We start from the raw sequence: 18,230 nt of genomic DNA, 5'->3' as shown, positions 1-18,230 counted from the left end.
TATGGAAGCGTGAATCGGCAGCGCGTCAGGCGGCGCGCTGAAGGACGTCCAGCGTGAGCTGAACGTTGTGATCGTCGTCGCTGACCCAGATCTCGCCGTCCTGGATCGTGACGGACAGCCGCATCGCGCGTTGCGCGAGGCCGGCCAGTGCGTCGACGGCGTCCTGCGGGACATTGTAGATGGTGACGTTGCGCAGCTTGCCCGCCTTGCCGGCGATGCCCTTCCACCATTCGCGCGCGCTGGCGCTCTGGTAGGTGAACACCGTGACGCGCTCGGCGCGCGACGCCGCGCGCTTGAGGCGCGTCTCATCGGGCTGGCCGAGGTCGATCCAGTGCAGGATGTCGCCGGTGAGGGCCTTGTCCCAGAGGTCGGGCTCGTCGGGCTCGTCGAGGCCGCGCGTGAAAGTCAGCGTTTCGGTGGCCTCGCACGCGAAGGCGAGCACGCGGATCATCATGCGCGCGTCGTTCTCCGACGGATGCTGGGCGATGGTCAGCGCGTGGCTGCCGTAATAGGGCCGATCCATGTCGGATACCGACAGTTCAGCCTTGTAGATCGTGGATTTAAGCGCCATGGGCCTGATGTGAGACCGCGGCAAGCGGCACGGTAAGACGCGAGGAAAGGCCGCATGATACGTGATCCGCGTGAACCCACGCGGAAATGCCCTATGACTTGCGGTAGTCGCTCAGGTAGAAGCGCAGCAGTGCCGAGGCCAGTACGAGGCCGAGGAACGCGGTGGCAGCGACCATCGCGAGGCCCGCATCGCTGTTGATCTGCCCGGCGATCGCCAGGCGCACCAGCACGGTCAGGACCAGCATGGCGAGCATCGGCAGCAGCAGCGCTCCGCGGCCGTAGGTGCGGAACGCCCACAGCGGGAACCGGCGCAGGAAATCGAGGGGAACGCTACAGACCAGGCAGGCGCCGGCCGCAGCAAGGGACGCCGCTACGACGTCTCCGGCAGAAATGGCAATCATCTTGACTCGCGTCGCCGGGACACGCCTGACTGCGGGACGCGGCAAAAATTATGCAAGGCGCTGATTCTACAGAAGAAATCGCGCTCAAAGGTGATGCCGGGTCGTCTCGGTAGGGGACTTAGGGTTGGCCCGGTGACGCTTCCACGGCGATCCGCAGCGTCACGTTGTCGCTGACGTCGGGCAGGAAGCGTGTGAGCCCATATGCGCTGCGCCGAATTGTCGCGTGGAAGTCCCCGCCGCATACGTCGTGGTGCACGCCAAACAGCACGGTCTGGCCGCAACTGAAGCGATCCGCTTCCAGCCGCAGCGGTTGCGTGACGCCGCGTAGCGTGAAGTCGCCATCCACCGCCACGAGCTTGCCGCCCTCGACCACGAAGTGATTGGCCCGGTACCGTGCGTACGGGTTGTTCTGCACATCGAGGAACTGATCCGAACGCAGTACGCCGTCGAGTGTGCGGTTGCCGGTGTCCACCGAGCCGGTATCGACCGTGAAGTCGAGCGAACCGGCGCCCGTGGCCGGGTCATAAATGATGCGTCCGTCGATCTTGCCGAAGCGGCCACGCACCGTGGTGCGGTCGAAGTGGCTCGCGCCGAAGTAGACCGAGGTATGGAGGGGATCCAGCGTGTAGTTGGTTTGCGCGGCTATCGCCGGCGCGGGCATGACGAGTGGGACGAGGGCGGCGAGTGCCGCACCAAGTATAGCCAGGGTTGGGGCGCGCATGGGAGGGGGACGCGAGAGTCGGCAACTATCAGTGGACAAACACCGGCAGCAGAAAGATCCCAATCACGGTCAGATAGCCAAGCGTCCAGCACAGTGTGCGCAGCGTGGCCCGATCGGTCAGGTAGCAGACCGTATAGAGCACACGCACGAGGATGAACACCATCGCGAGTTCGTCGATGCGTGGGGCGGGCGCGCCGAGATGGCTTGCCGTCAGCACCGCGGCGGCGAAGAACGGGAAGGCTTCGAAGTGATTGCGATGCGCGAGGTCCGCGCGCCGCGCGCGGCCGCTCTGCTTCTCGAGCCAGCCGCGCGGGTCGTGGTTGTCGAAGTTGCCGCGGCCGCCTGCCTTGGCCACGCCCACGGTCAGCACCGGCAGCAGGCCGGCGATCAGAACACACCAGAATGCAATTGGCATGCCGATTCCTTTGTCTGGTCCTGCACGGGCAATGCCGGCCGAGGCTGCTGCCTCAAGCCGGAACCACCCGGATCCTGACCCCTGCCACGTCCACCACCTGTCCCGCGCGGATCTTTGCCGTCTTGCGGGATTCGGTGGCGCCATCGACGGCCACCTCGCCGGCCGCGACCAGCGCCTTGCCGGCGCCGCCGCTGTCACAGACGCCCGCGAGCTTGAGCAGGTCGTTCAATGCAATAAACTCCCGGTCCAGCGGAAAGTTGACGTACTGCCGATCGTCCTTCGCCATTACTTGCCGCCCCAGCTGTCCTTCAGGCCGACGATACGGTTGAATACCGGCTTGCCCGGCTTCGAGTCGATGCGATCGGCCACGAAGTAGCCGTGACGTTCGAACTGGTAGCGGTCCTCGGCCTTCGCGTTCTCGAGGCCCGGCTCCAGATACGCGCGCACGACTTTGCGCGAGTCCGGGTTGAGGGCTTCGAGGAAGTCCTTGCCGCCGGAGTCCGGATGCGGGTCGCTGAACAGGCGGTCGTACAGGCGCACTTCGGCCTCGGACGCGTGCGCCGCGCTGACCCAGTGGATGTTGCCCTTGACCTTGACGCTGTCCGCGCCCGGCGTACCGCTCTTGGTCTCCGGCAGATAGTTCGCGTGCACGGCGACGATATTGCCGTCGGCATCCTTGTCCACGCTCGTGCATTCGATCACGTAGCCGTAGCGCAGGCGCACCTTGTTGCCGGGGAATAGGCGGAAGTAGCCCTTGGGCGGGGTCTCGTTGAAGTCGTCGCGCTCGATCCACAGCTCGCGCGACAGCGGGAACACGCGGCGACCCAGGTCAGGCTGCTTCGGGTGTACCGGCGCCGAGCATTCCTCGCTCTGGCCTTCGGGGTAGTTGTCGAGGATCAGCTTGATCGGGTCCAGCACGCCCACGCTGCGCGGCGCGCGCGCGTCGAGGTCGTCGCGCACGGCACCCTCGAGCGTGCTCATGTCGATCCAGCTGTCGGCCTTGGATACGCCCACGCGATCACAGAACAGCTGGATCGATTCCGGCGTGAAACCGCGGCGGCGGATACCGACGATGGTCGGCAGGCGCGGATCGTCCCAGCCATCCACACGGTTCTCGTTGACGAGTTGCAGCAGCTTGCGCTTGCTGGTGATCGCATACGTCAGGTTCAGGCGCGCGAATTCGTACTGATGCGGCAGCGGATCCTTGAACACGCCGGCGTCGCGCAGATGGCCAAGCACCCACTCGTAGAGCGGGCGATTGTTCTCGAACTCGAGCGTACACAGCGAATGGCTGATGTTCTCCAGCGCATCGGAGATGCAATGCGTGAAGTCGTACATCGGATAGATGCACCACTTGTCGCCGGTGCGGTGATGGTGCGCATGGCGGATGCGGTAGAGCACCGGATCGCGCATCACGATGTTCGGCGCGCTCATGTCGATCTTGGCGCGCAGCACGTGCTGGCCATCGGCGTACTTGCCCGCGCGCATGTCGCGGAACAGTTGCAGATTCTCCTCGACGGTGCGGTCGCGGAACGGCGACGGCTTGCCGACTTCGGAGAAGTTGCCGCGCGCGGCGGCGATCTGCTCGGCGCTCTGGCTGTCCACGTAGGCCACGCCGCGCTCGATCAGCGTTTCGGCAAATGCGTAGAGCTGGTCGAAGTAGTCGCTTGCGTAATACAGGTGGGCGCGCGGGGCCGCACCGGCGGCGTCGCTGTCCCACGAGAAACCGAGCCAGTGCACGGCGTCGATGATCGAATCGACGTACTCCGTGTCTTCCTTGACCGGGTTGGTGTCGTCAAAGCGCAGGTGGCAGCGGCCGGCGTAGTCGCGCGCCAGGCCGAAATTCAGGCAGATGCTCTTGGCATGACCGATATGCAGGTAGCCGTTCGGCTCCGGCGGGAAACGCGTGATGACGGTCGGCAGCGGCTCGCCGGCACGGTCAGTGCGGGCGGCGTAGGTACCGGCGGCCTGGTCCTGGTCGATGATGCTGCGCAGGAAATTGGAGGCGGCGGGCGTGTCGTTGGGCTTGTTGTCTTGGCTCATGGTGGCGCCGCGCGGGGGCGGCAGCAGAAACGGTGGGCGGGCGCGCGGCCCGCCGGGTGTCGAATAACGGGATTTTACCGTGCCTTGGAATCGTGGCACGATCCGATGCAAATCGTGGCACGATCCGGTGTATTACGTCGCGGGATTACATGCCATGAACAGCCCCTTCTCGTCACTTGCAGCCCCTTCGCTCGCCCCACTGGCGATGGCTGCCGGCCCCACGCTCGCGCAGGATACGCTGGCCGCGCTGTGGCGCGACGCGGGCATGCCAATGGACGCGCTGTCGCGCCTGACGCTTACCGGCGCGGATCCCGTGCTGCCGTCGAGCTTTGCCATCGGCGCGGCCGCGCAGGCCAGCCTCGGCGCCTCCGCGCTGGCCGCTGCCGCGCTGTGGACGCAGCGCACGGGGCGCACCCAGCAGGTCTCGCTCGACATGTGCCATGCGCTGACGGAATTTCGCAGCGAGCGCTATCTGCGGGTGAATGGCGGCGCGGCGCCCGAGCTATGGGACAAGATTGCGGGTCTGTACCGGTGTGGCGATGGCCGCTGGGTGCGGCTGCACACGAATTTTCCGCATCACCGGGACGGTGTGCTGCGGATTCTCGGTTGCGCCCATGACAAGGCGGCGGTGCAGGCCGCGCTCGGCAAGTGGGAGGCGCTGGCGTTCGAGGCGGCGGCTTCCGAAGCCGGGCTGGTGGTGGCGGCCATGCGCAGTTTCGAGGAATGGGATGCGCATCCGCAGGCCGCGGCGTTGCGTGGCCTGCCGCCCGTGACGATCGAGCGCATTGGCGACGCGCCACCGCGGCCGTTGCCCGCGTTGCCCGCGCATGGCGAGATCAACGTCGACTGCCGGCCGCTTACGGGCGTGCGTGTGCTCGATTTCACGCGCATCATCGCGGGCCCGGTGGCTGGCCGCACGCTGGCGGCGCATGGTGCCGATGTTTTGCTCGTGACGGCGTCACACCTGCCGGCGATTGCGCCGCTGGTGATCGACACCGGGCGCGGCAAACGCTCCTGTCAGCTCGATCTGCGCGATGCCGACGACAAGCGCGCGTTGCACAAGCTGCTGCATGGCGCCGACGTGGTGCTGCAGGGCTATCGGCCGCAAGGTCTGGCCGACCTCGGCTTTGGTCCCGAGGCAGCGGCGCGCGCGCGGCCGGGCATTGTCTATGTGTCGCTGAGCGCGTACGGGCATGTGGGGCCGTGGGCGGGCAAGCGCGGCTTCGATTCGTTGGTGCAGACCGCCACCGGGCTCAATCATGCGGAGGCGCAGGCGGCGGGCAGTGCCGATCCGAAGCCGCTACCGGCGCAGGTGCTGGACCATGCCGCGGGTTATCTGCTGGCGTTCGGCGCGATGGTCGCGTTGCATCGGCGCGCGGTGGAGGGTGGTAGCTGGCACGTGCGCGTGTCGCTCGCGCAGGTGGGGCAGTGGCTGCGCGGACTCGGGCGCATCGAGCATGGGTTTGGCGTGCCGGACCTGAAGATCGACGATATCGCGGATCTGCTCGAGGTGTTGCCGTCGGGGTTTGGCGATCTGACGGTGGTGCGGCACGCGGCGCAGTTGTCGGAGACGCCGGCGCACTGGGAGTTGCCGTCGGTACCGCTTGGCACGCATGCGCCAGAGTGGGTTTGAGGCGCCGTCAGTACAGCGTTTTGCGCATCCTTTCCGGCAGTTCGCGGTCGTAGGCGGCGCCGTCGAAGTTGCCGCCGCTGATCGCGGTGAGGATCGTGCCCGTGCTGGGCAGCGCGGTGCGTGGAATCTGCACTTCGGGCGACCACAGATGCGAGCGCACCAGTGCGCGCGCGCATTGGAAGAACACCGACAGCACCGACACCACCAGCACCGTCGTCGGCGCCTTGCCATCGACGATAAAGCGCGCGATCAGCTCGGGGTCTGTGGAGATGCGCGCGGTGCCGCTGATACGCAGCGTCTCGTTGACGCCCGGCACCAGGAACAGCAACCCCACACGCGGGTCCGTCATGATGTTGCGCAGGCTGTCGAGCCGGTTGTTGCCACGGCGGTCGGGCAGCAGCAGCGTGCGGTCGTCGAGCATCTGCACGAAACCCGGCGCGTCGCCGCGCGGCGAGCAGTCGCCGCCCTTGTCGTTCATCGTGGACAGCAGGCAGAACGGCGACTTCTCCACGAACGCGCGATAGTGCGGGTGCAGGTAGTCGACTTCTTTCGACAGCGACGCGGCGCTCGGCTCCGCGTACAGCGCTTCCAGCGCGGCAATATTGGTCAGAACATGCGCGGTGGCAAACTGCGGATCGTTTTCGGACATGGCGCTTCGGCGAAGATTGTCGTGGGAGGCAGACCCGCAGTATGACCCACTACAAGGTCACTGTGCCGCGTCCGAGTTCGATCACGCGGCCGCCGACGCGAATCGCGCCCTCGGCGCTCACCGCGAGATCGAGCCGGCAACGACGCTCCACGGCCTCGCCCTGATCGAGTTCGTAGGCCGCCGGCAACGCATGCCCCGTGGCCAGCAGCCAGCCACCGAGATTGGCGCAGGCCGAGCCCGTGCCCGGATCCTCGGCGAACGAGCCCGCGTTCTTGGTGAAGAAGAACCGCACGAGCATCTTGCCCGGCGCCTGCTCGTCCCGCGCAAACACATACGCGCAACGGCGGCCGGAGGAAGGACTCTGCGGCCATTGCTCGAACCGCCCGCCGTCGGGCCGCGCGCGGCGCACCGCGTCGGTCGAGCGCAGCGGCACCAGCAATTGCTCGTTGCCGGTGTTGACCCACAGCGGCGACCCGTCGAGGTCCGACGCATCGAGCCCGAGCAGCGAGGCGATCGTCGCATCGGGCGCGCCCGCGGGCGCGGTGCCAGGGGCGCCATGGGTGGGCGCCGTCAGCGTCCAGCGATCCCTGTCATTGCCGCTGCCTGCGCTGACCGGCACGATGCCCGCCTTGACCTCGAGCGACAGCGCATCGCCACCACCGGCCAGCTCCCGCACCACGTGCGCGGTGCCAAGCGTCGGGTGGCCCGCGAACGGCATCTCGAAGTTGGGCGTGAAAATGCGCATGCGGCGCGTGGCGCGCTCCGAAGGCAGCAGGAACGTGGTCTCGGACAGATTGAACTGGAGCGCCAGCGCCTGCATGGTCGCGTCGTCCATGCCACGCGCGTCCTCGAAGACGCAGAGCGGGTTGCCGGCCAGTGTGGACTCGGCGAAGACATTGACGATGCGGTATGCGTACGTGGCCATGATCGGAACTCTCTGGGTAGCAGGACCCTCAGTGTAGTGATGCCCCAGCCGCGCGCCATGCACAGTTGCGAGGGTCCCGAACAGAACAGTTGGCACAATAAAAAAGGCGCCACGGTGGCCCGTGGCGCCTGCAGTGCTACATGAACGTCAACCTTGCGGCGTGCTCAGAAGCCCACTGCCTGCCCGTCACGACGACTGTCGCTGGCCACCACGTAGCCTTGCTCGCGATCGTCGGACAGACGCCAGATGAACTGGCCCGAGCCGAAGTCCATGTACGGATCCTCGACCGACTTGAGCTGATGGCCACGCGCCTTCAACGCGGCCACGGTGTTGGGGTCCATCGTGCCTTCCACGTCGAGCGTGAAGTCGCGGTTGACCTTCCAGCGCGGTGCGTCGCACGCGGCCTGCGGCTGCTGCTTGTAGTCGAGCATGCGCACCACGGTCTGCACATGACCCTGCGGCTGCATGTCGCCGCCCATCACGCCAAAGCTCATCACAGGCTGACCATCGCGCGTGAGGAACGCCGGGATGATGGTGTGGAACGGACGCTTGCCGCCGGCCACCACGTTGGCGGACTTCGGATCCATCGAAAAACCTACGCCGCGATTCTGCAGGCTGATGCCGGTGCCCGGCACCACCACGCCCGAACCGAAGCCCATGTAGTTCGACTGGATGAACGAGATCATCATGCCGTTCTCGTCGGCCGCAGTCAGGTAGATCGTGCCGCCGGTCTTCGGCATGCCGAAGTTGGGATTCGAGGCGCGATCCATGTTGATCAGCTTGGCGCGCGACTTCAGGTACGCGTCGTCGAGCATCTGCTCGGGCGTGACTTCCATGCTGCGCGGGTCCGCGACGTAGCGATACAGGTCGGCGAACGCGATCTTCATTGCCTCGATCTGCAGATGCTGCGACTGCACCGAATCCACCGGCAGCGAGCCCACGTCGAACTGGTCGAGCATGCCGAGCGCCATCAGCGCGGCAATGCCCTGGCCGTTCGGCGGAATCTCGTGCACGTCGTAGCCGCGGTAGGACTTCGAGATCGGCTTGACCCACTCCGGCTTGTAGTTGCGCAGATCGTCGAGCGTCAGCGCGCCACCGATTTCCTTGCTGAACGCGGCGATCTTCTCGGCGATCTCGCCTTCGTAGTAAGCACGGCCACGCGTCGCGCCGATCTTGCGCAGCGTGTCGGCGGCATGCTTGAACACAAACTTCTCGCCCACTTCCGGCGCGCGGCCGTTCGGCATGAACGTGTCGGCAAAGCCCGGCTGGTTGCGCAGTTCGGGCACTGCGGCGGCCCACTTGTGCGCGACCACCGGCGGCATGGCATAGCCACGCTCGGCGATCTCGATCGCCGGTTCCATCAGGTCTTCGAACGGCAGCTTGCCGAAGCGCTCATGCAGCGCGGCCCAGCCAGCGATCACGCCGGGAATGGTCACCGAGTCGATGCCGCGCACGGGACGGTTGGCGATGCCGTTGGCAACCTCGCCGTACTTGCCCTTGAAATACTCGGGGCTCCACGCGGCGGGCGCCACGCCCGACGAGTTCAGACCATGCAGTTCCTTGCCGTCCCACAGGATGGCGAACGCATCGCTGCCAAGGCCGCACGACACCGGCTCCACCAGCGTGATCGCGGCGGCCGCGGCAATCGCGGCATCCACGGCGTTGCCGCCCTTGAGTAGCATGCGCAGGCCGGCCTGCGCGGCCAGCGGATGCGAGGTGGACACCGTGTTGCGTGCGAACAGCGGAATGCGCACGGTGGGGTAGGGGTTGGTCCAGTTGAAGTTCTGCATGGTTGTCTCGATTGTTCCGGCTTAATCCACCGTGATCTTGCGATCCTTGATCAGCTTGCCCCAGCGCGCGCTGTCCTGTTTCACCATCGCGGCGAACTGCGCCGGGGTGCCGCCGACGGGCTCGGCGCCCAGCTTGGCCAGGCGGTCCTTGACGTCCTGCGACTGGATGGCCTTGTTGAACTCGGTGTTCAGGCGTGCCACGATATCCGCAGGCAGGCCCTTGGGACCGTAGATGCCAAACCACGTGTTCGACTCGAAGCCGGGCAGGCCCGATTCGGCGACCGTCGGCACATCCGGCGCGAGCGGCGAGCGCTTGAGGCTGGTCACGGCCAGCGCCTTGAGCTTGCCATCCTTCACGTGCGGCATGCCGGACACCACGCTGTCGAACAGCACCTGCACCTTGTTCGAGATCAGGTCCGGCACGGCGAGCGCGGTGCCACGGTACGGGATATGCGTGATGAAGGTGCCGGTCTGCGCCTTGAATGCCTCGGCGGTCAACTGGCCAATCGTGCCGTTACCGCTCGACGCGTAGTTCAGCTCGCCCGGATGCTTCTTGGCGTAGTCGACCAGCTCCTTCACATTCTTCGCGGGCAGCGTGTTCGGCACGACGAGGATGTTGGTGGCGATGGCCACCTGGCCGATCGGCGTGAAATCCGTTTCGGTGTTGTAGGGCAGCTTCGAATTGATGTACGGGCCAATCGAGTGGGTGCTCGAGGTCGCGATCAGCAGCGTGTAGCCGTCCGCCGGCGCCTTGGCCGCCATGTCGGAGCCGATCGCGCCACCCGCGCCTGGCCGGTTATCGACCACGATCTGCTGGCCCATGTCGGCGCCGACCTTCTGCGCGATCGCGCGCGCGAGCAGGTCGGTGGCGCCGCTGGCCGGGAACGGCACGATCAGGCGAATCGGTTTGCTGGGAAACGTATCGGCGAAAGTCGGGGCGGCAGCGAGCATCAGGCTCGAGGCCAGGCCGAAGCCGAGCAGACGTAGGGGTTGGGTCAGGCACCGTGGGGTCATGCAATTTGCTCCGGGCAGGGCAGATTCGATAGGAAACATCCATTATTCCGCGCGCGCGATCACAATGAAAGCTAATATTCCTTTTGCGATTCACAAGAAATCCTTGTGAGTCAACCCGCGCCCCGGTCTTGATATGAGCACCATCCGATTCCTCCGTACCTTCGTCGCCGTCGCCGAACATGGCTCCTTTGCCGCCGCCGCCGGGCAGGTAGCGTTGACACAGGCCGCGGTCAGCCTGCAAATGCGCTCGCTCGAGGAAGAGCTGCGCCGTGTGCTGTTCGACCGCAGTGGTCGCGTCGCGGTGCTCAATGCCGACGGCCGGGAGCTGCTGCCGCAGGCGCGCCGGATGTTGTCGCTCTACGACGACATGCGGCTGCCATTGGTGGCTTCGGAAGCGATGGCGGGCGCGGTTGCCGTGGGGGCCGTGGTCTCGGTCATGGGCGGCCTGTCCCATGCCGTGGCCCGGATGAAGCGCGCCTATCCCGCGCTCGATGTGCGGCTGGTCGGCGCCAAGTCGATCGAGCTGGCCGCGCAGGTCGAGCAGGGCACGCTCGACGCGGCCTTTCTGGTCGAAGGCACCGCGCGGCCCGCGGGCAGCCTGCGCTGGACGCCGCTCTATCAGGAGCCATTGGTCGCGCTTGCCGCGCGTGGCGCGCCCGGTGCGAGCGCACGGGAAGCGCTGGCCGCCAACCCCTTCCTGCGATTCGACCGCACGCAGCGTACCGGCATGCTCGTGGAGCGCGCGCTGCGGCGCTCGCATCTGCGCGTGAACGAATTTCTCGAGCTCAATTCGATCGAGGCGCTGGTGGAACTGGTACGGCAGGAAGTGGGCGTGACCGTGGTGCCGCTGCTCAAGCGCGCACGCTGGCGCGAGGACGAGTCACTGCGCATCCTGCCGTTGCAGGCGGGTGGGGAGCCCCTGACGCGCACGGTCGGCATGCTCGAGCGGCGCGACCATGGTCGCGATCATGTGACTGGCGCGATCCGCCAGGCGTGCGCGACGCTGTTCGGACCCTAGCAGGTAAATCAAAAAGGCAAAAAAAAACGGGTGCCATGCGGCACCCGGAGCTTTGCGTTGTGTGGCCGGCTGCGCCGGCCTTGCCCTGCTTATTCTTCCTGGAACGCTTCTTCGCGCTTGGCCTTGATCGACGGCATCAGCACGATGGCCACCAGAATCGCCGCGGCGATCAGCAGGCCCAGCGACAGCGGACGCGTGACGAACACCGAGAAGTCACCGCGCGACAGCAGCAGCGAACGGCGGAAGTTCTCTTCCATCATCGGTCCCAGCACGAAGCCCAGCAGCAGCGGTGCCGGCTCGCACTTGAGCTTGATGAACAGGTAACCGATCAGGCCGAAGGCGGCGGTCTGGAACACGTCGAACGTGGTGTTCTGAACCGAGTACACGCCGATGCAGCAGAACGTCAGGATGGCCGGGTACAGGTAGCGGTAAGGCACCTTGAGCAGTTTCACCCAGATACCAATCATCGGCAGGTTCAGGATGATCAGGATGAAGTTACCGATCCACATCGAGGCGATCAGGCCCCAGAACAGCGCGGGGTTGCTGGTCATCACCTGCGGACCCGGCTGGATGTTGTGGATGGTCATTGCACCGACCATCAGCGCCATCACGGCATTCGGCGGAATGCCGAGCGTCAGCAGCGGGATGAACGAGGTCTGTGCGGCCGCATTGTTGGCCGACTCCGGACCTGCCACGCCTTCGATCGCGCCCTTGCCGAATTCTTCCGGATGCTTCGAAGTCTTCTTCTCGAGCGAGTAGGCTGCAAACGAAGCCAGCGACGCACCGCCACCCGGGAGGATACCCAGTGCCGAACCCAGGATCGTGCCACGCAGCACGGCCGGGATCATGCGCTTGAAGTCTTCCTTGGTCGGGAACAGGTTGGTCACCGCATCCGTGAAGGTCTCGCGATGTTCCTTCTGCTCGAGGTTCGCGATGATTTCCGCGAAGCCGAACACACCCATGGCCACCGACACGAAGTTCAGACCGTCAGTCAGTTCCGGCACATCGAACGAGAAGCGCGCCGCGCCGGAGTTCACGTCGGTACCGACCAGGCCCAGCAGCAGACCCAGCACGATCATCGCGATGGCCTTGACGAGCGAACCCGAGGCCAGCACCACGGCACCGATCAGGCCCAGGCACATCAGCGAGAAGTATTCGGCGGGACCGAACTTGAACGCCAGTTCCGACAGCGGAGCCGCAAACGCGGCCAGGATCAGCGTCGCCACGCAGCCTGCGAAGAACGAGCCGAGACCCGCTGTGGCTAAGGCAACCCCGGCCCGTCCTCGCCGGGCCATCTGATAGCCATCGATGGTAGTCACCACCGACGACGATTCGCCCGGCAGGTTCACCAGAATGGCGGTGGTGGAGCCGCCGTACTGCGCGCCGTAGTAGATACCGGCCAGCATGATCAGCGCGGCCACCGGCGGCAGCGTGTACGTCACCGGCAGCAGCATCGCGATGGTCGCGAGCGGGCCGAGACCCGGCAGCACGCCGATCAGCGTGCCCAGGATACAGCCGAGGAACGCGTAGGCGAGATTTTGAAAGGATAGGGCGGTGGAAAAACCCAGTCCCAGGTTGGTCAACAGTTCCATGTGGGACGTCTCCTTAGCCGGTAATGAAAGCCGGCCATACCGGCATCTGGAGGTTGATGCCGTAGACGAACGCGCCCAGGCTGATCAACACCAGGAGGATTGCGGCCGCAATCGCGCCCTTCCAGCTGAATTCGTGGCTCGCCATCGACGAGACCAACACCAGTACGAATACCGATGCCACCATGCCCAGCGGCTTCAGCATCAGGCCGAAGAGCACGACCGAGCCCAGGATCCACAGCAGGCTCTTGATGTCCCATTTGGCCAGGTGGTCTTCCTCGGACTTGAGGGACAGCGAGCCCCACGTCACGATCACGCCAAGCAGGGCCAGCACGATGCCGAGCCAGAAGGGGAAATATCCCGGCCCCATCTTGGCGGCGGTGCCCATGGAATAGGTACGGGCGACCCAGGAAAAGCCGATTCCGACCAGGACGAACATGAGGCCGGAGGCAAAGTCCTTTTGGCTACGTATGCGCAAAGTGATTCTCCTCGATAAGACGCTTGAAATTCTCCGCGGCGATGCAGTTGATGCACTGCACAAAAGGGGCGATTTGCCCCTGACCCCGTCGCGAGTGGGTGGAAGGTAAAAGCGTCACCTTTCAGCTACCTTTCATATGTCTGCATTCGGCGTCATGTTCAGGGTATGTCCCTAGGAATACGTATGAAAGCTCATCGAAAGCCGGGCACACAGTCGGTAGTAACCCGGTGCAGCGCAGGCGGGACGCGGTATGGCGGGCGAAACGCGTCGACGGGGACGCGTCAGCATTCGGCTGACTTCGGCGCATCGGCGGCTCGGCTATGATCGATGGCACCCTGCGTCCGCCCGCGCGTTGAAAGACAACCGAAAGCCCAGCGAAAGGTTCGAAAGGATCGATAGGAGAGTCCCCGCGTGGAGAGCATCGAGCACGCCATCCTGATCGGCGCCGTCATCATGTCGCTGGGCATCGTCGTGGGCGCGTTCTCGTCACGCTTCGGCGTGCCGTTCCTGCTCGTGTTCCTCGGCGTTGGCATGCTGGCCGGCGTGGATGGGCCTGGCGGCATCAAGTTTTCCAACACCTGGCTGAGTTTTCTGGTCGGCAATGTCGCGCTCGCGATCATCCTGCTCGATGGCGGGTTGCGCACACGGCTGGCCACGTTTCGCGTGGCGTTGCGGCCGTCGCTGTCGCTCGCCACGGTCGGCGTGCTTGTCACAGCCGGGCTGGTTGGCGTGTTCGCCAGCTGGCTGCTCGGCGTGGAGTGGAAGCTCGGGCTGCTGTTTGGCGCGATCGTCGGCTCCACCGACGCGGCCGCGGTGTTCTCGCTGCTCAACAGCAGCGGCATCCGGCTCAAGGAACGCGTGGCGAGCGTGCTCGAGATCGAGTCGGGTATCAACGACCCGATGGCGATCTTTCTCACGCTTACGCTGATCGAATGGATTACCGCGCCCGATGCGCTGACGCCGGGTGCGCTGGGATTGCGCCTGCTCGTGCAGTTCGGCGTTGGCGGCTTGCTCGGGCTTGGCCTCGGTTATTGCCTGGCCAATGTGCTCGAACGCATTCAAGTGGCCGAGGGCCTGCAGGCCATTCTGGTCTGCGCGGGCGGCACCATGGTGTTCGCGATCGTGCAGACCGCGGGTGGCAGCGGCTTTCTCGCGGTGTACCTGACCGGCGTGCTGATCGGCAACCGCGAACGCGCGGTGACGCCCGACACCATGCGCGCGATGGATGGCATGGCGTGGCTCGCGCAGTCGGTGATGTTCCTGCTGCTGGGTCTGCTCGTCACGCCGCATCGCATCTGGGATATCGCGTTGCCGGCGTTCCTGATCGCGGTGTTCCTGATGTTCGTCGCGCGGCCGCTCGCGGTGTGGTTGTCGCTGTTGCCGTTCCGCTTCAATGGGCGCGAGAAGGCGTTCTTCGGCTGGATGGGATTGCGCGGCGCGGTGCCGATCGTGCTGTCGCTGTTTCCGCTGCTCAAAGGCATGGAAGACTCGGGGCTGGTGTTTCGGGTGGCGTTCGCGGTAGTGCTGATGAGCCTGCTGTGCCAGGGCACGACCGTCGCACTGGCGGCACGGTGGGCGCGCGTGCTGCGGCCCGGCTACGCGGAACCGCTCTCGCGCGAACGCTTGCGTGGCACCCATGCACCGGCGCTCGAGATCATGCAGTTTCTGGTGGCGAACAACTCGCCCGTGGCGGACCAGCGCGCCGATCAGCTCGAGTTGCCGCCGCGGTGCGGCGTGGTCACGGTTGCGCGAGAGGGGGCACTGGTGCCGCTCGATCAGGCCGTGCTGCGCGCCGGCGATGCGGTGTCGGTGCTCGCGCCGGCCGCGAGCGTACCGATGCTGTCGCGGCTGTTCCTCACACCGGCCACGCCGCCCGAATGGGATCAGGTGTCGCACGATTTCCTGCTGGCGGGCGACGCATCGCTCGACGAGGTGGCGGCGCTGTACGGTACGCAGGCATTGACGCCCGCGCAGGTGGGTCAGACGCTGGAGACGTCGATGCTCGCGGCGTTCCCGTCGCCGCCGGTCGAGGGCGATGCGGTGGCGGTTGCCGGCCTGCGGCTTACGGTCACGCGCATGGACGGACCGCGCATCGTGCAGGTGGGGTTGTTGCTGCCGCGCGGCCCGACGGCCGATGCCGCGGTCAAGGACAGCGCGTGGCGGCTACACCGTCGCGCGCCGTGAGCTTTAGTCGACCTTCGCCCCCGACACCTTCACGACCTCGCCGTACTTCTTCAGCTCGCGGCGGATCAGTGCGCCAAATTGCTCGGGCGTAGTCGGCGCGGGCTGCGCGCCAATGCGCGCGAGCTTCGCCTTCATATCGTCGGTCTTGAGAATGGCGACGATATCGCGATTGAGCCGATCGACGATCTCGCGCGGCGTGTTGGCCGGCGCCAGCACGCCAAACCACGTCGAGATATCGAAGCCATCGAGCCCGAGCCCCTTGCCGGCTTCCGCAATCGTCGGCAGCTCCGGGAACGCCGCCGCGCGCGTTGGCGTGGTCACCGCGAAGGCCTTGAGCTTGCCGGCCTTGATATTGGCCGAGGCCGAGGCGAGGTTGTCGAAGATCAGATCGGTCTGGCCCGAGAGCACCGACAACTGCGCGGGCGACGCGCCGTTGTACGGGATATGGACCATGCTCACATGCGCCATGCTCTTGAACAGCTCGCCCGACAGATGCCCGGCGCTGCCGTTGCCGCCCGACGCATAGTCGAGCTTGCCCGGATGGCTGCGCGCGTAGGTAACGAGGTCGCGCACATTGTCGATATGCAGTTCGGCCGCCTTGCCGGGATGCATGACCAGCACGTTCGGCACATCCGCCACCAGCGTCACCGGCGCGAAGTCGCGCAACGGGTCGTACGGCATCTTCGCGAATAGCGTCGGGTTGATGGCATGCGTGGCCACCGCGCCCATCAGGATCGTGTAGCCGTCCGCGGGTTGCTTGGCCACGAAGTCCGCGCCGAGGTTGCCGCCGGCGCCGGGCTTGTTCTCCACTACCACGGGCTGGCCGAGCTCGTCACGCAGCTTCTCGCCGATCGCGCGTGCCACGGTGTCGAGCGGGCCGCCGGCAGGGTAGGGGACTACGAAGCGGATGGGCTTGTTGGGCCAGTTGCCGGTTGCCGGTGCGGAGTGGGCAGTCGTCACGGCGAGGGCCGTGACGGCGATGGCCAGCTTGGTGGCCTTGATCAGTGTGTTCAGCATAAGAAAAACATCAGCAGTTAAATCCCAATCCCGCGTGCCATCATCACCGCGCACAGCGGCAGCAGGATCAGCACGTGCGCCTGGATCATGACCCAGCGGCGCGCGATCTTGATCTCGGCCGGCGTGGGCAGGAATTCGGGCAGCGTGCGTGCCTGCTTGCGCCAGCGCGCGATGGCGAACGTCGGCGGCAGCGAGCACAACGCGATCAGCACGAAGATGGTCATCTTCGCGTGAAACCAGGGGTTATGGATATAGAAGCCCATGCCCTTGGCGCCGTAGAACAGCCGCAGCAGACCGGTGACCAGCACGGCAATGGCCGAGATGAAATAGAACAGGTCGTAGAAGGACAGCCGCTTGAGCGTCGCGGGTGTGAGGTCGGGTCGCAACACGACCGCCTCCGCCGCCATCAACGTGATCAGCAGGAAGATTGCAGCGAAGTGGAAGAACGCAAGCAATGCATCGACCAGCATGTCACCTCCGGTGGTAGAAATATCGTTATCTAGATCACGCCCTTGCCGCGCAACGCGGCGATCTTCTCCGCGTCGTAGCCGAGCGTATCGGCCAGTACGGCTTCGGTATGCTCGCCGAGCAGCGGCGGATGACGCAGCGCCTCGGGCGGCGTCTTGCTCATGCGGATCGGGCTGCCGACCAGCTTGACCTCGCCCGCGGTCGGATGTGGCAGATCGACGCGCAGGCCGCGCGCCTTCACCTGTTCGTCCTCGAAGACGTCGTCGAGCGTATTGATCGGGCCGCACGGCACACCAGCGGCTTCCAGATCGGCGATCCACTGCGCGCGCGTGCGCGGCCGCACCATCTCCGCGAGAATCGGCACCAGCACATCGCGCTGCGCCACGCGCTGCGGATTGGTGGCAAAGCGCGGGTCATCGGCCAGCTCGGGACGGCCACCGGCCGTGACGAACTTGCGGAACTGCCCGTCATTCCCCACCGCGACGATGATCCAGCCATCCGCGGCCTGCAACGTCTGATAGGGCACGATATTCGGATGCGCATTGCCCCAGCGCTTCGGCGCCACGCCGCTGGCCAGGTAGTTTGTATTCATATTGGCCAGCATGGCCACCTGCACGTCGAGCAGCGCCATATCGATGTACTGGCCCTCGCCGGTCCGCTCGCGATGCGCGAGCGCGGCCAGCACCGCGATGGTCGCGTACTGGCCCGTCATCAGGTCGGAAATCGCCACCCCGGCCTTCTGCGGGCCGCCGCCCGGCAGATCGTCGCGCTCGCCGGTCAGGCTCATGAAACCGCCCATGCCCTGAATGATGAAGTCGTAGCCGGCGCGGTTCGCGTACGGCCCGGTCTGGCCGAAGCCGGTCACCGAGCAATAGATCAGGTCCGGCTTGATCGCGCGCAGCGCGTCATAGTCGAGGCCATACTTCTTCAGCTGGCCGACCTTGTAGTTCTCCAGCACCACGTCGCTCTGCGCCGCCAGCTCGCGCACGAGCTGCTGACCCTCGGGCGTGCTGATGTCGCACGTGACCGAGCGCTTGTTGCGGTTGGCGGCCAGGTAATAGGCGGCCTCGGCGGTGTCGCGACCGTCCTCGGTCCGCAGCCAGGGCGGGCCCCACGTCCGGGTGTCGTCACCGGCGCCCGGGCGCTCGATCTTGATGACGTCGGCGCCGAAATCGGCAAGATTCTGTGCGCACCACGGCCCGGCGAGAACGCGGGTCAGGTCGAGGACGCGGAGGTGGCTCAAGGCTCCCATGGCGGATTGCGGCAGGTCAGGCATAACAAGGGGGATCGGCGCGCGCCATGCGCCTGAGGCGCC

At 65.8% G+C, this 18,230-nt stretch carries 18 protein-coding genes; 3 read left to right on the top strand and 15 right to left on the bottom strand.

The genetic code is table 11. The features are described 5' to 3' along the window. Positions 1 to 25: 25 nt before the first annotated feature. From LDO41_RS08300 to LDO41_RS08275, 6 genes are all read right to left on the bottom strand, one after another. Positions 26 to 571, bottom strand: a complete 546-nt coding sequence (locus tag LDO41_RS08300; protein WP_223984645.1) for a YaeQ family protein — start codon at positions 569 to 571, stop codon at positions 26 to 28. Between the two features lie 91 nt (positions 572 to 662). Further along, the gene (locus LDO41_RS08295) at positions 663 to 971 is read right to left on the bottom strand and encodes a hypothetical protein (protein ID WP_223984641.1); all 309 of its coding nucleotides are present in this window, start codon (positions 969 to 971) and stop codon (positions 663 to 665) included. 118 nt (positions 972 to 1,089) lie between these two features. Next, positions 1,090 to 1,632, bottom strand: coding sequence for a YceI family protein (locus LDO41_RS08290; RefSeq protein ID WP_223986862.1), 543 nt, complete (start codon positions 1,630 to 1,632; stop codon positions 1,090 to 1,092). Between the two features lie 88 nt (positions 1,633 to 1,720). Next, a complete protein-coding gene (locus tag LDO41_RS08285; protein ID WP_223984638.1) occupies positions 1,721 to 2,107 on the bottom strand; it encodes an MAPEG family protein in 387 nt (128 codons plus the stop codon). 52 nt (positions 2,108 to 2,159) lie between these two features. Then, a complete protein-coding gene (locus tag LDO41_RS08280) occupies positions 2,160 to 2,393 on the bottom strand; it encodes an RNA-binding S4 domain-containing protein (RefSeq protein WP_223984635.1) in 234 nt (77 codons plus the stop codon). Next, positions 2,393 to 4,150 (bottom strand): glutamine--tRNA ligase/YqeY domain fusion protein, encoded by a 1,758-nt coding sequence (locus LDO41_RS08275; protein ID WP_223984633.1) that lies wholly within the window; start codon positions 4,148 to 4,150, stop codon positions 2,393 to 2,395. The genes LDO41_RS08280 and LDO41_RS08275 overlap by 1 nt, the downstream gene beginning before the upstream one ends. 205 nt (positions 4,151 to 4,355) lie before the next feature. On the opposite strand from LDO41_RS08275, the gene LDO41_RS08270 reads away from it, so the two are divergent. Then, entirely contained in the window at positions 4,356 to 5,783 is a 1,428-nt protein-coding gene (locus LDO41_RS08270) for a CoA transferase (RefSeq protein ID WP_223986859.1), read from the top strand. A gap of 7 nt (positions 5,784 to 5,790) precedes the next feature. Here the strand turns inward: LDO41_RS08270 and LDO41_RS08265 are convergent, their stop codons facing one another. The 4 genes from LDO41_RS08265 to LDO41_RS08250 all read right to left on the bottom strand — a co-directional run bounded on the left by LDO41_RS08265 (position 5,791) and on the right by LDO41_RS08250 (position 10,161). After that, the gene (locus tag LDO41_RS08265; protein ID WP_223984631.1) at positions 5,791 to 6,432 is read right to left on the bottom strand and encodes a pyridoxamine 5'-phosphate oxidase family protein; all 642 of its coding nucleotides are present in this window, start codon (positions 6,430 to 6,432) and stop codon (positions 5,791 to 5,793) included. 49 nt (positions 6,433 to 6,481) lie between these two features. Continuing rightward, a complete protein-coding gene (locus LDO41_RS08260; RefSeq protein WP_223984629.1) occupies positions 6,482 to 7,357 on the bottom strand; it encodes a PhzF family phenazine biosynthesis protein in 876 nt (291 codons plus the stop codon). A gap of 164 nt (positions 7,358 to 7,521) precedes the next feature. Then, positions 7,522 to 9,147 carry a gamma-glutamyltransferase gene (ggt, locus tag LDO41_RS08255; protein ID WP_223984627.1) on the bottom strand — a complete coding sequence of 542 codons (1,626 nt, stop codon included), beginning with the start codon at positions 9,145 to 9,147 and terminating at the stop codon, positions 7,522 to 7,524. Positions 9,148 to 9,168: 21 nt separating this feature from the next. Next, a complete protein-coding gene (locus tag LDO41_RS08250) occupies positions 9,169 to 10,161 on the bottom strand; it encodes a Bug family tripartite tricarboxylate transporter substrate binding protein (RefSeq protein WP_377744289.1) in 993 nt (330 codons plus the stop codon). Between the two features lie 133 nt (positions 10,162 to 10,294). Between LDO41_RS08250 and LDO41_RS08245 the strand changes: the two genes are divergently transcribed. Next, complete coding sequence (locus LDO41_RS08245) at positions 10,295 to 11,179, top strand: LysR substrate-binding domain-containing protein (protein ID WP_223984625.1); 885 nt, start codon at positions 10,295 to 10,297, stop codon at positions 11,177 to 11,179. Between the two features lie 89 nt (positions 11,180 to 11,268). On the opposite strand, the gene LDO41_RS08240 is transcribed toward LDO41_RS08245, so the two are convergent. Together LDO41_RS08240 and LDO41_RS08235 are read right to left on the bottom strand one after the other, a co-directional pair. Continuing rightward, a complete protein-coding gene (locus tag LDO41_RS08240) occupies positions 11,269 to 12,771 on the bottom strand; it encodes a tripartite tricarboxylate transporter permease (protein ID WP_223984623.1) in 1,503 nt (500 codons plus the stop codon). 13 nt (positions 12,772 to 12,784) lie between these two features. Continuing rightward, on the bottom strand, positions 12,785 to 13,246 hold the full coding sequence (locus LDO41_RS08235) for a tripartite tricarboxylate transporter TctB family protein (protein WP_223984621.1): 462 nt from the start codon (positions 13,244 to 13,246) through the stop codon (positions 12,785 to 12,787). A gap of 411 nt (positions 13,247 to 13,657) precedes the next feature. Here LDO41_RS08235 and LDO41_RS08230 point away from each other — a divergent pair, with 411 nt between their 5' ends. Beyond that, a complete protein-coding gene (locus tag LDO41_RS08230) occupies positions 13,658 to 15,430 on the top strand; it encodes a potassium/proton antiporter (RefSeq protein WP_223984619.1) in 1,773 nt (590 codons plus the stop codon). Between the two features lie 3 nt (positions 15,431 to 15,433). Here the strand turns inward: LDO41_RS08230 and LDO41_RS08225 are convergent, their stop codons facing one another. Genes LDO41_RS08225 through LDO41_RS08215 form a run of 3 tightly spaced genes read right to left on the bottom strand, consistent with a single transcriptional unit; the run spans position 15,434 to position 18,167 of the window. After that, positions 15,434 to 16,447: a Bug family tripartite tricarboxylate transporter substrate binding protein gene (locus LDO41_RS08225; RefSeq protein ID WP_223984616.1), complete on the bottom strand. Its 1,014-nt coding sequence runs from the start codon at positions 16,445 to 16,447 to the stop codon at positions 15,434 to 15,436. A gap of 17 nt (positions 16,448 to 16,464) precedes the next feature. After that, a complete protein-coding gene (locus tag LDO41_RS08220; RefSeq protein ID WP_223984613.1) occupies positions 16,465 to 16,917 on the bottom strand; it encodes a DUF2214 family protein in 453 nt (150 codons plus the stop codon). Positions 16,918 to 16,946: 29 nt separating this feature from the next. Next, complete coding sequence (locus tag LDO41_RS08215; RefSeq protein ID WP_223984612.1) at positions 16,947 to 18,167, bottom strand: CaiB/BaiF CoA transferase family protein; 1,221 nt, start codon at positions 18,165 to 18,167, stop codon at positions 16,947 to 16,949. Positions 18,168 to 18,230: the final 63 nt, after the last annotated feature.

The organism is Cupriavidus pampae, assembly GCF_914271485.1.
GTDB lineage: Bacteria > Pseudomonadota > Gammaproteobacteria > Burkholderiales > Burkholderiaceae > Cupriavidus > Cupriavidus pampae.
This window is presented reverse-complemented; position numbering and strand designations above follow the sequence as displayed.

Coding starts and splice junctions, on each gene's coding strand:
- LDO41_RS08300 (WP_223984645.1), bottom strand. CDS start 571: ATGGCGCTTAAATCCACGATCTACAAGGCTGAACTGTCGGTATCCGAC.
- LDO41_RS08295 (WP_223984641.1), bottom strand. CDS start 971: ATGATTGCCATTTCTGCCGGAGACGTCGTAGCGGCGTCCCTTGCTGCG.
- LDO41_RS08290 (WP_223986862.1), bottom strand. CDS start 1,632: ATGCCCGCGCCGGCGATAGCCGCGCAAACCAACTACACGCTGGATCCC.
- LDO41_RS08285 (WP_223984638.1), bottom strand. CDS start 2,107: ATGCCAATTGCATTCTGGTGTGTTCTGATCGCCGGCCTGCTGCCGGTG.
- LDO41_RS08280 (WP_223984635.1), bottom strand. CDS start 2,393: ATGGCGAAGGACGATCGGCAGTACGTCAACTTTCCGCTGGACCGGGAG.
- LDO41_RS08275 (WP_223984633.1), bottom strand. CDS start 4,150: ATGAGCCAAGACAACAAGCCCAACGACACGCCCGCCGCCTCCAATTTC.
- LDO41_RS08270 (WP_223986859.1), top strand. CDS start 4,356: ATGGCTGCCGGCCCCACGCTCGCGCAGGATACGCTGGCCGCGCTGTGG.
- LDO41_RS08265 (WP_223984631.1), bottom strand. CDS start 6,432: ATGTCCGAAAACGATCCGCAGTTTGCCACCGCGCATGTTCTGACCAAT.
- LDO41_RS08260 (WP_223984629.1), bottom strand. CDS start 7,357: ATGGCCACGTACGCATACCGCATCGTCAATGTCTTCGCCGAGTCCACA.
- ggt (WP_223984627.1), bottom strand. CDS start 9,147: ATGCAGAACTTCAACTGGACCAACCCCTACCCCACCGTGCGCATTCCG.
- LDO41_RS08250 (WP_377744289.1), bottom strand. CDS start 10,161: ATGACCCCACGGTGCCTGACCCAACCCCTACGTCTGCTCGGCTTCGGC.
- LDO41_RS08245 (WP_223984625.1), top strand. CDS start 10,295: ATGAGCACCATCCGATTCCTCCGTACCTTCGTCGCCGTCGCCGAACAT.
- LDO41_RS08240 (WP_223984623.1), bottom strand. CDS start 12,771: ATGGAACTGTTGACCAACCTGGGACTGGGTTTTTCCACCGCCCTATCC.
- LDO41_RS08225 (WP_223984616.1), bottom strand. CDS start 16,447: ATGCTGAACACACTGATCAAGGCCACCAAGCTGGCCATCGCCGTCACG.
- LDO41_RS08220 (WP_223984613.1), bottom strand. CDS start 16,917: ATGCTGGTCGATGCATTGCTTGCGTTCTTCCACTTCGCTGCAATCTTC.
- LDO41_RS08215 (WP_223984612.1), bottom strand. CDS start 18,167: ATGGGAGCCTTGAGCCACCTCCGCGTCCTCGACCTGACCCGCGTTCTC.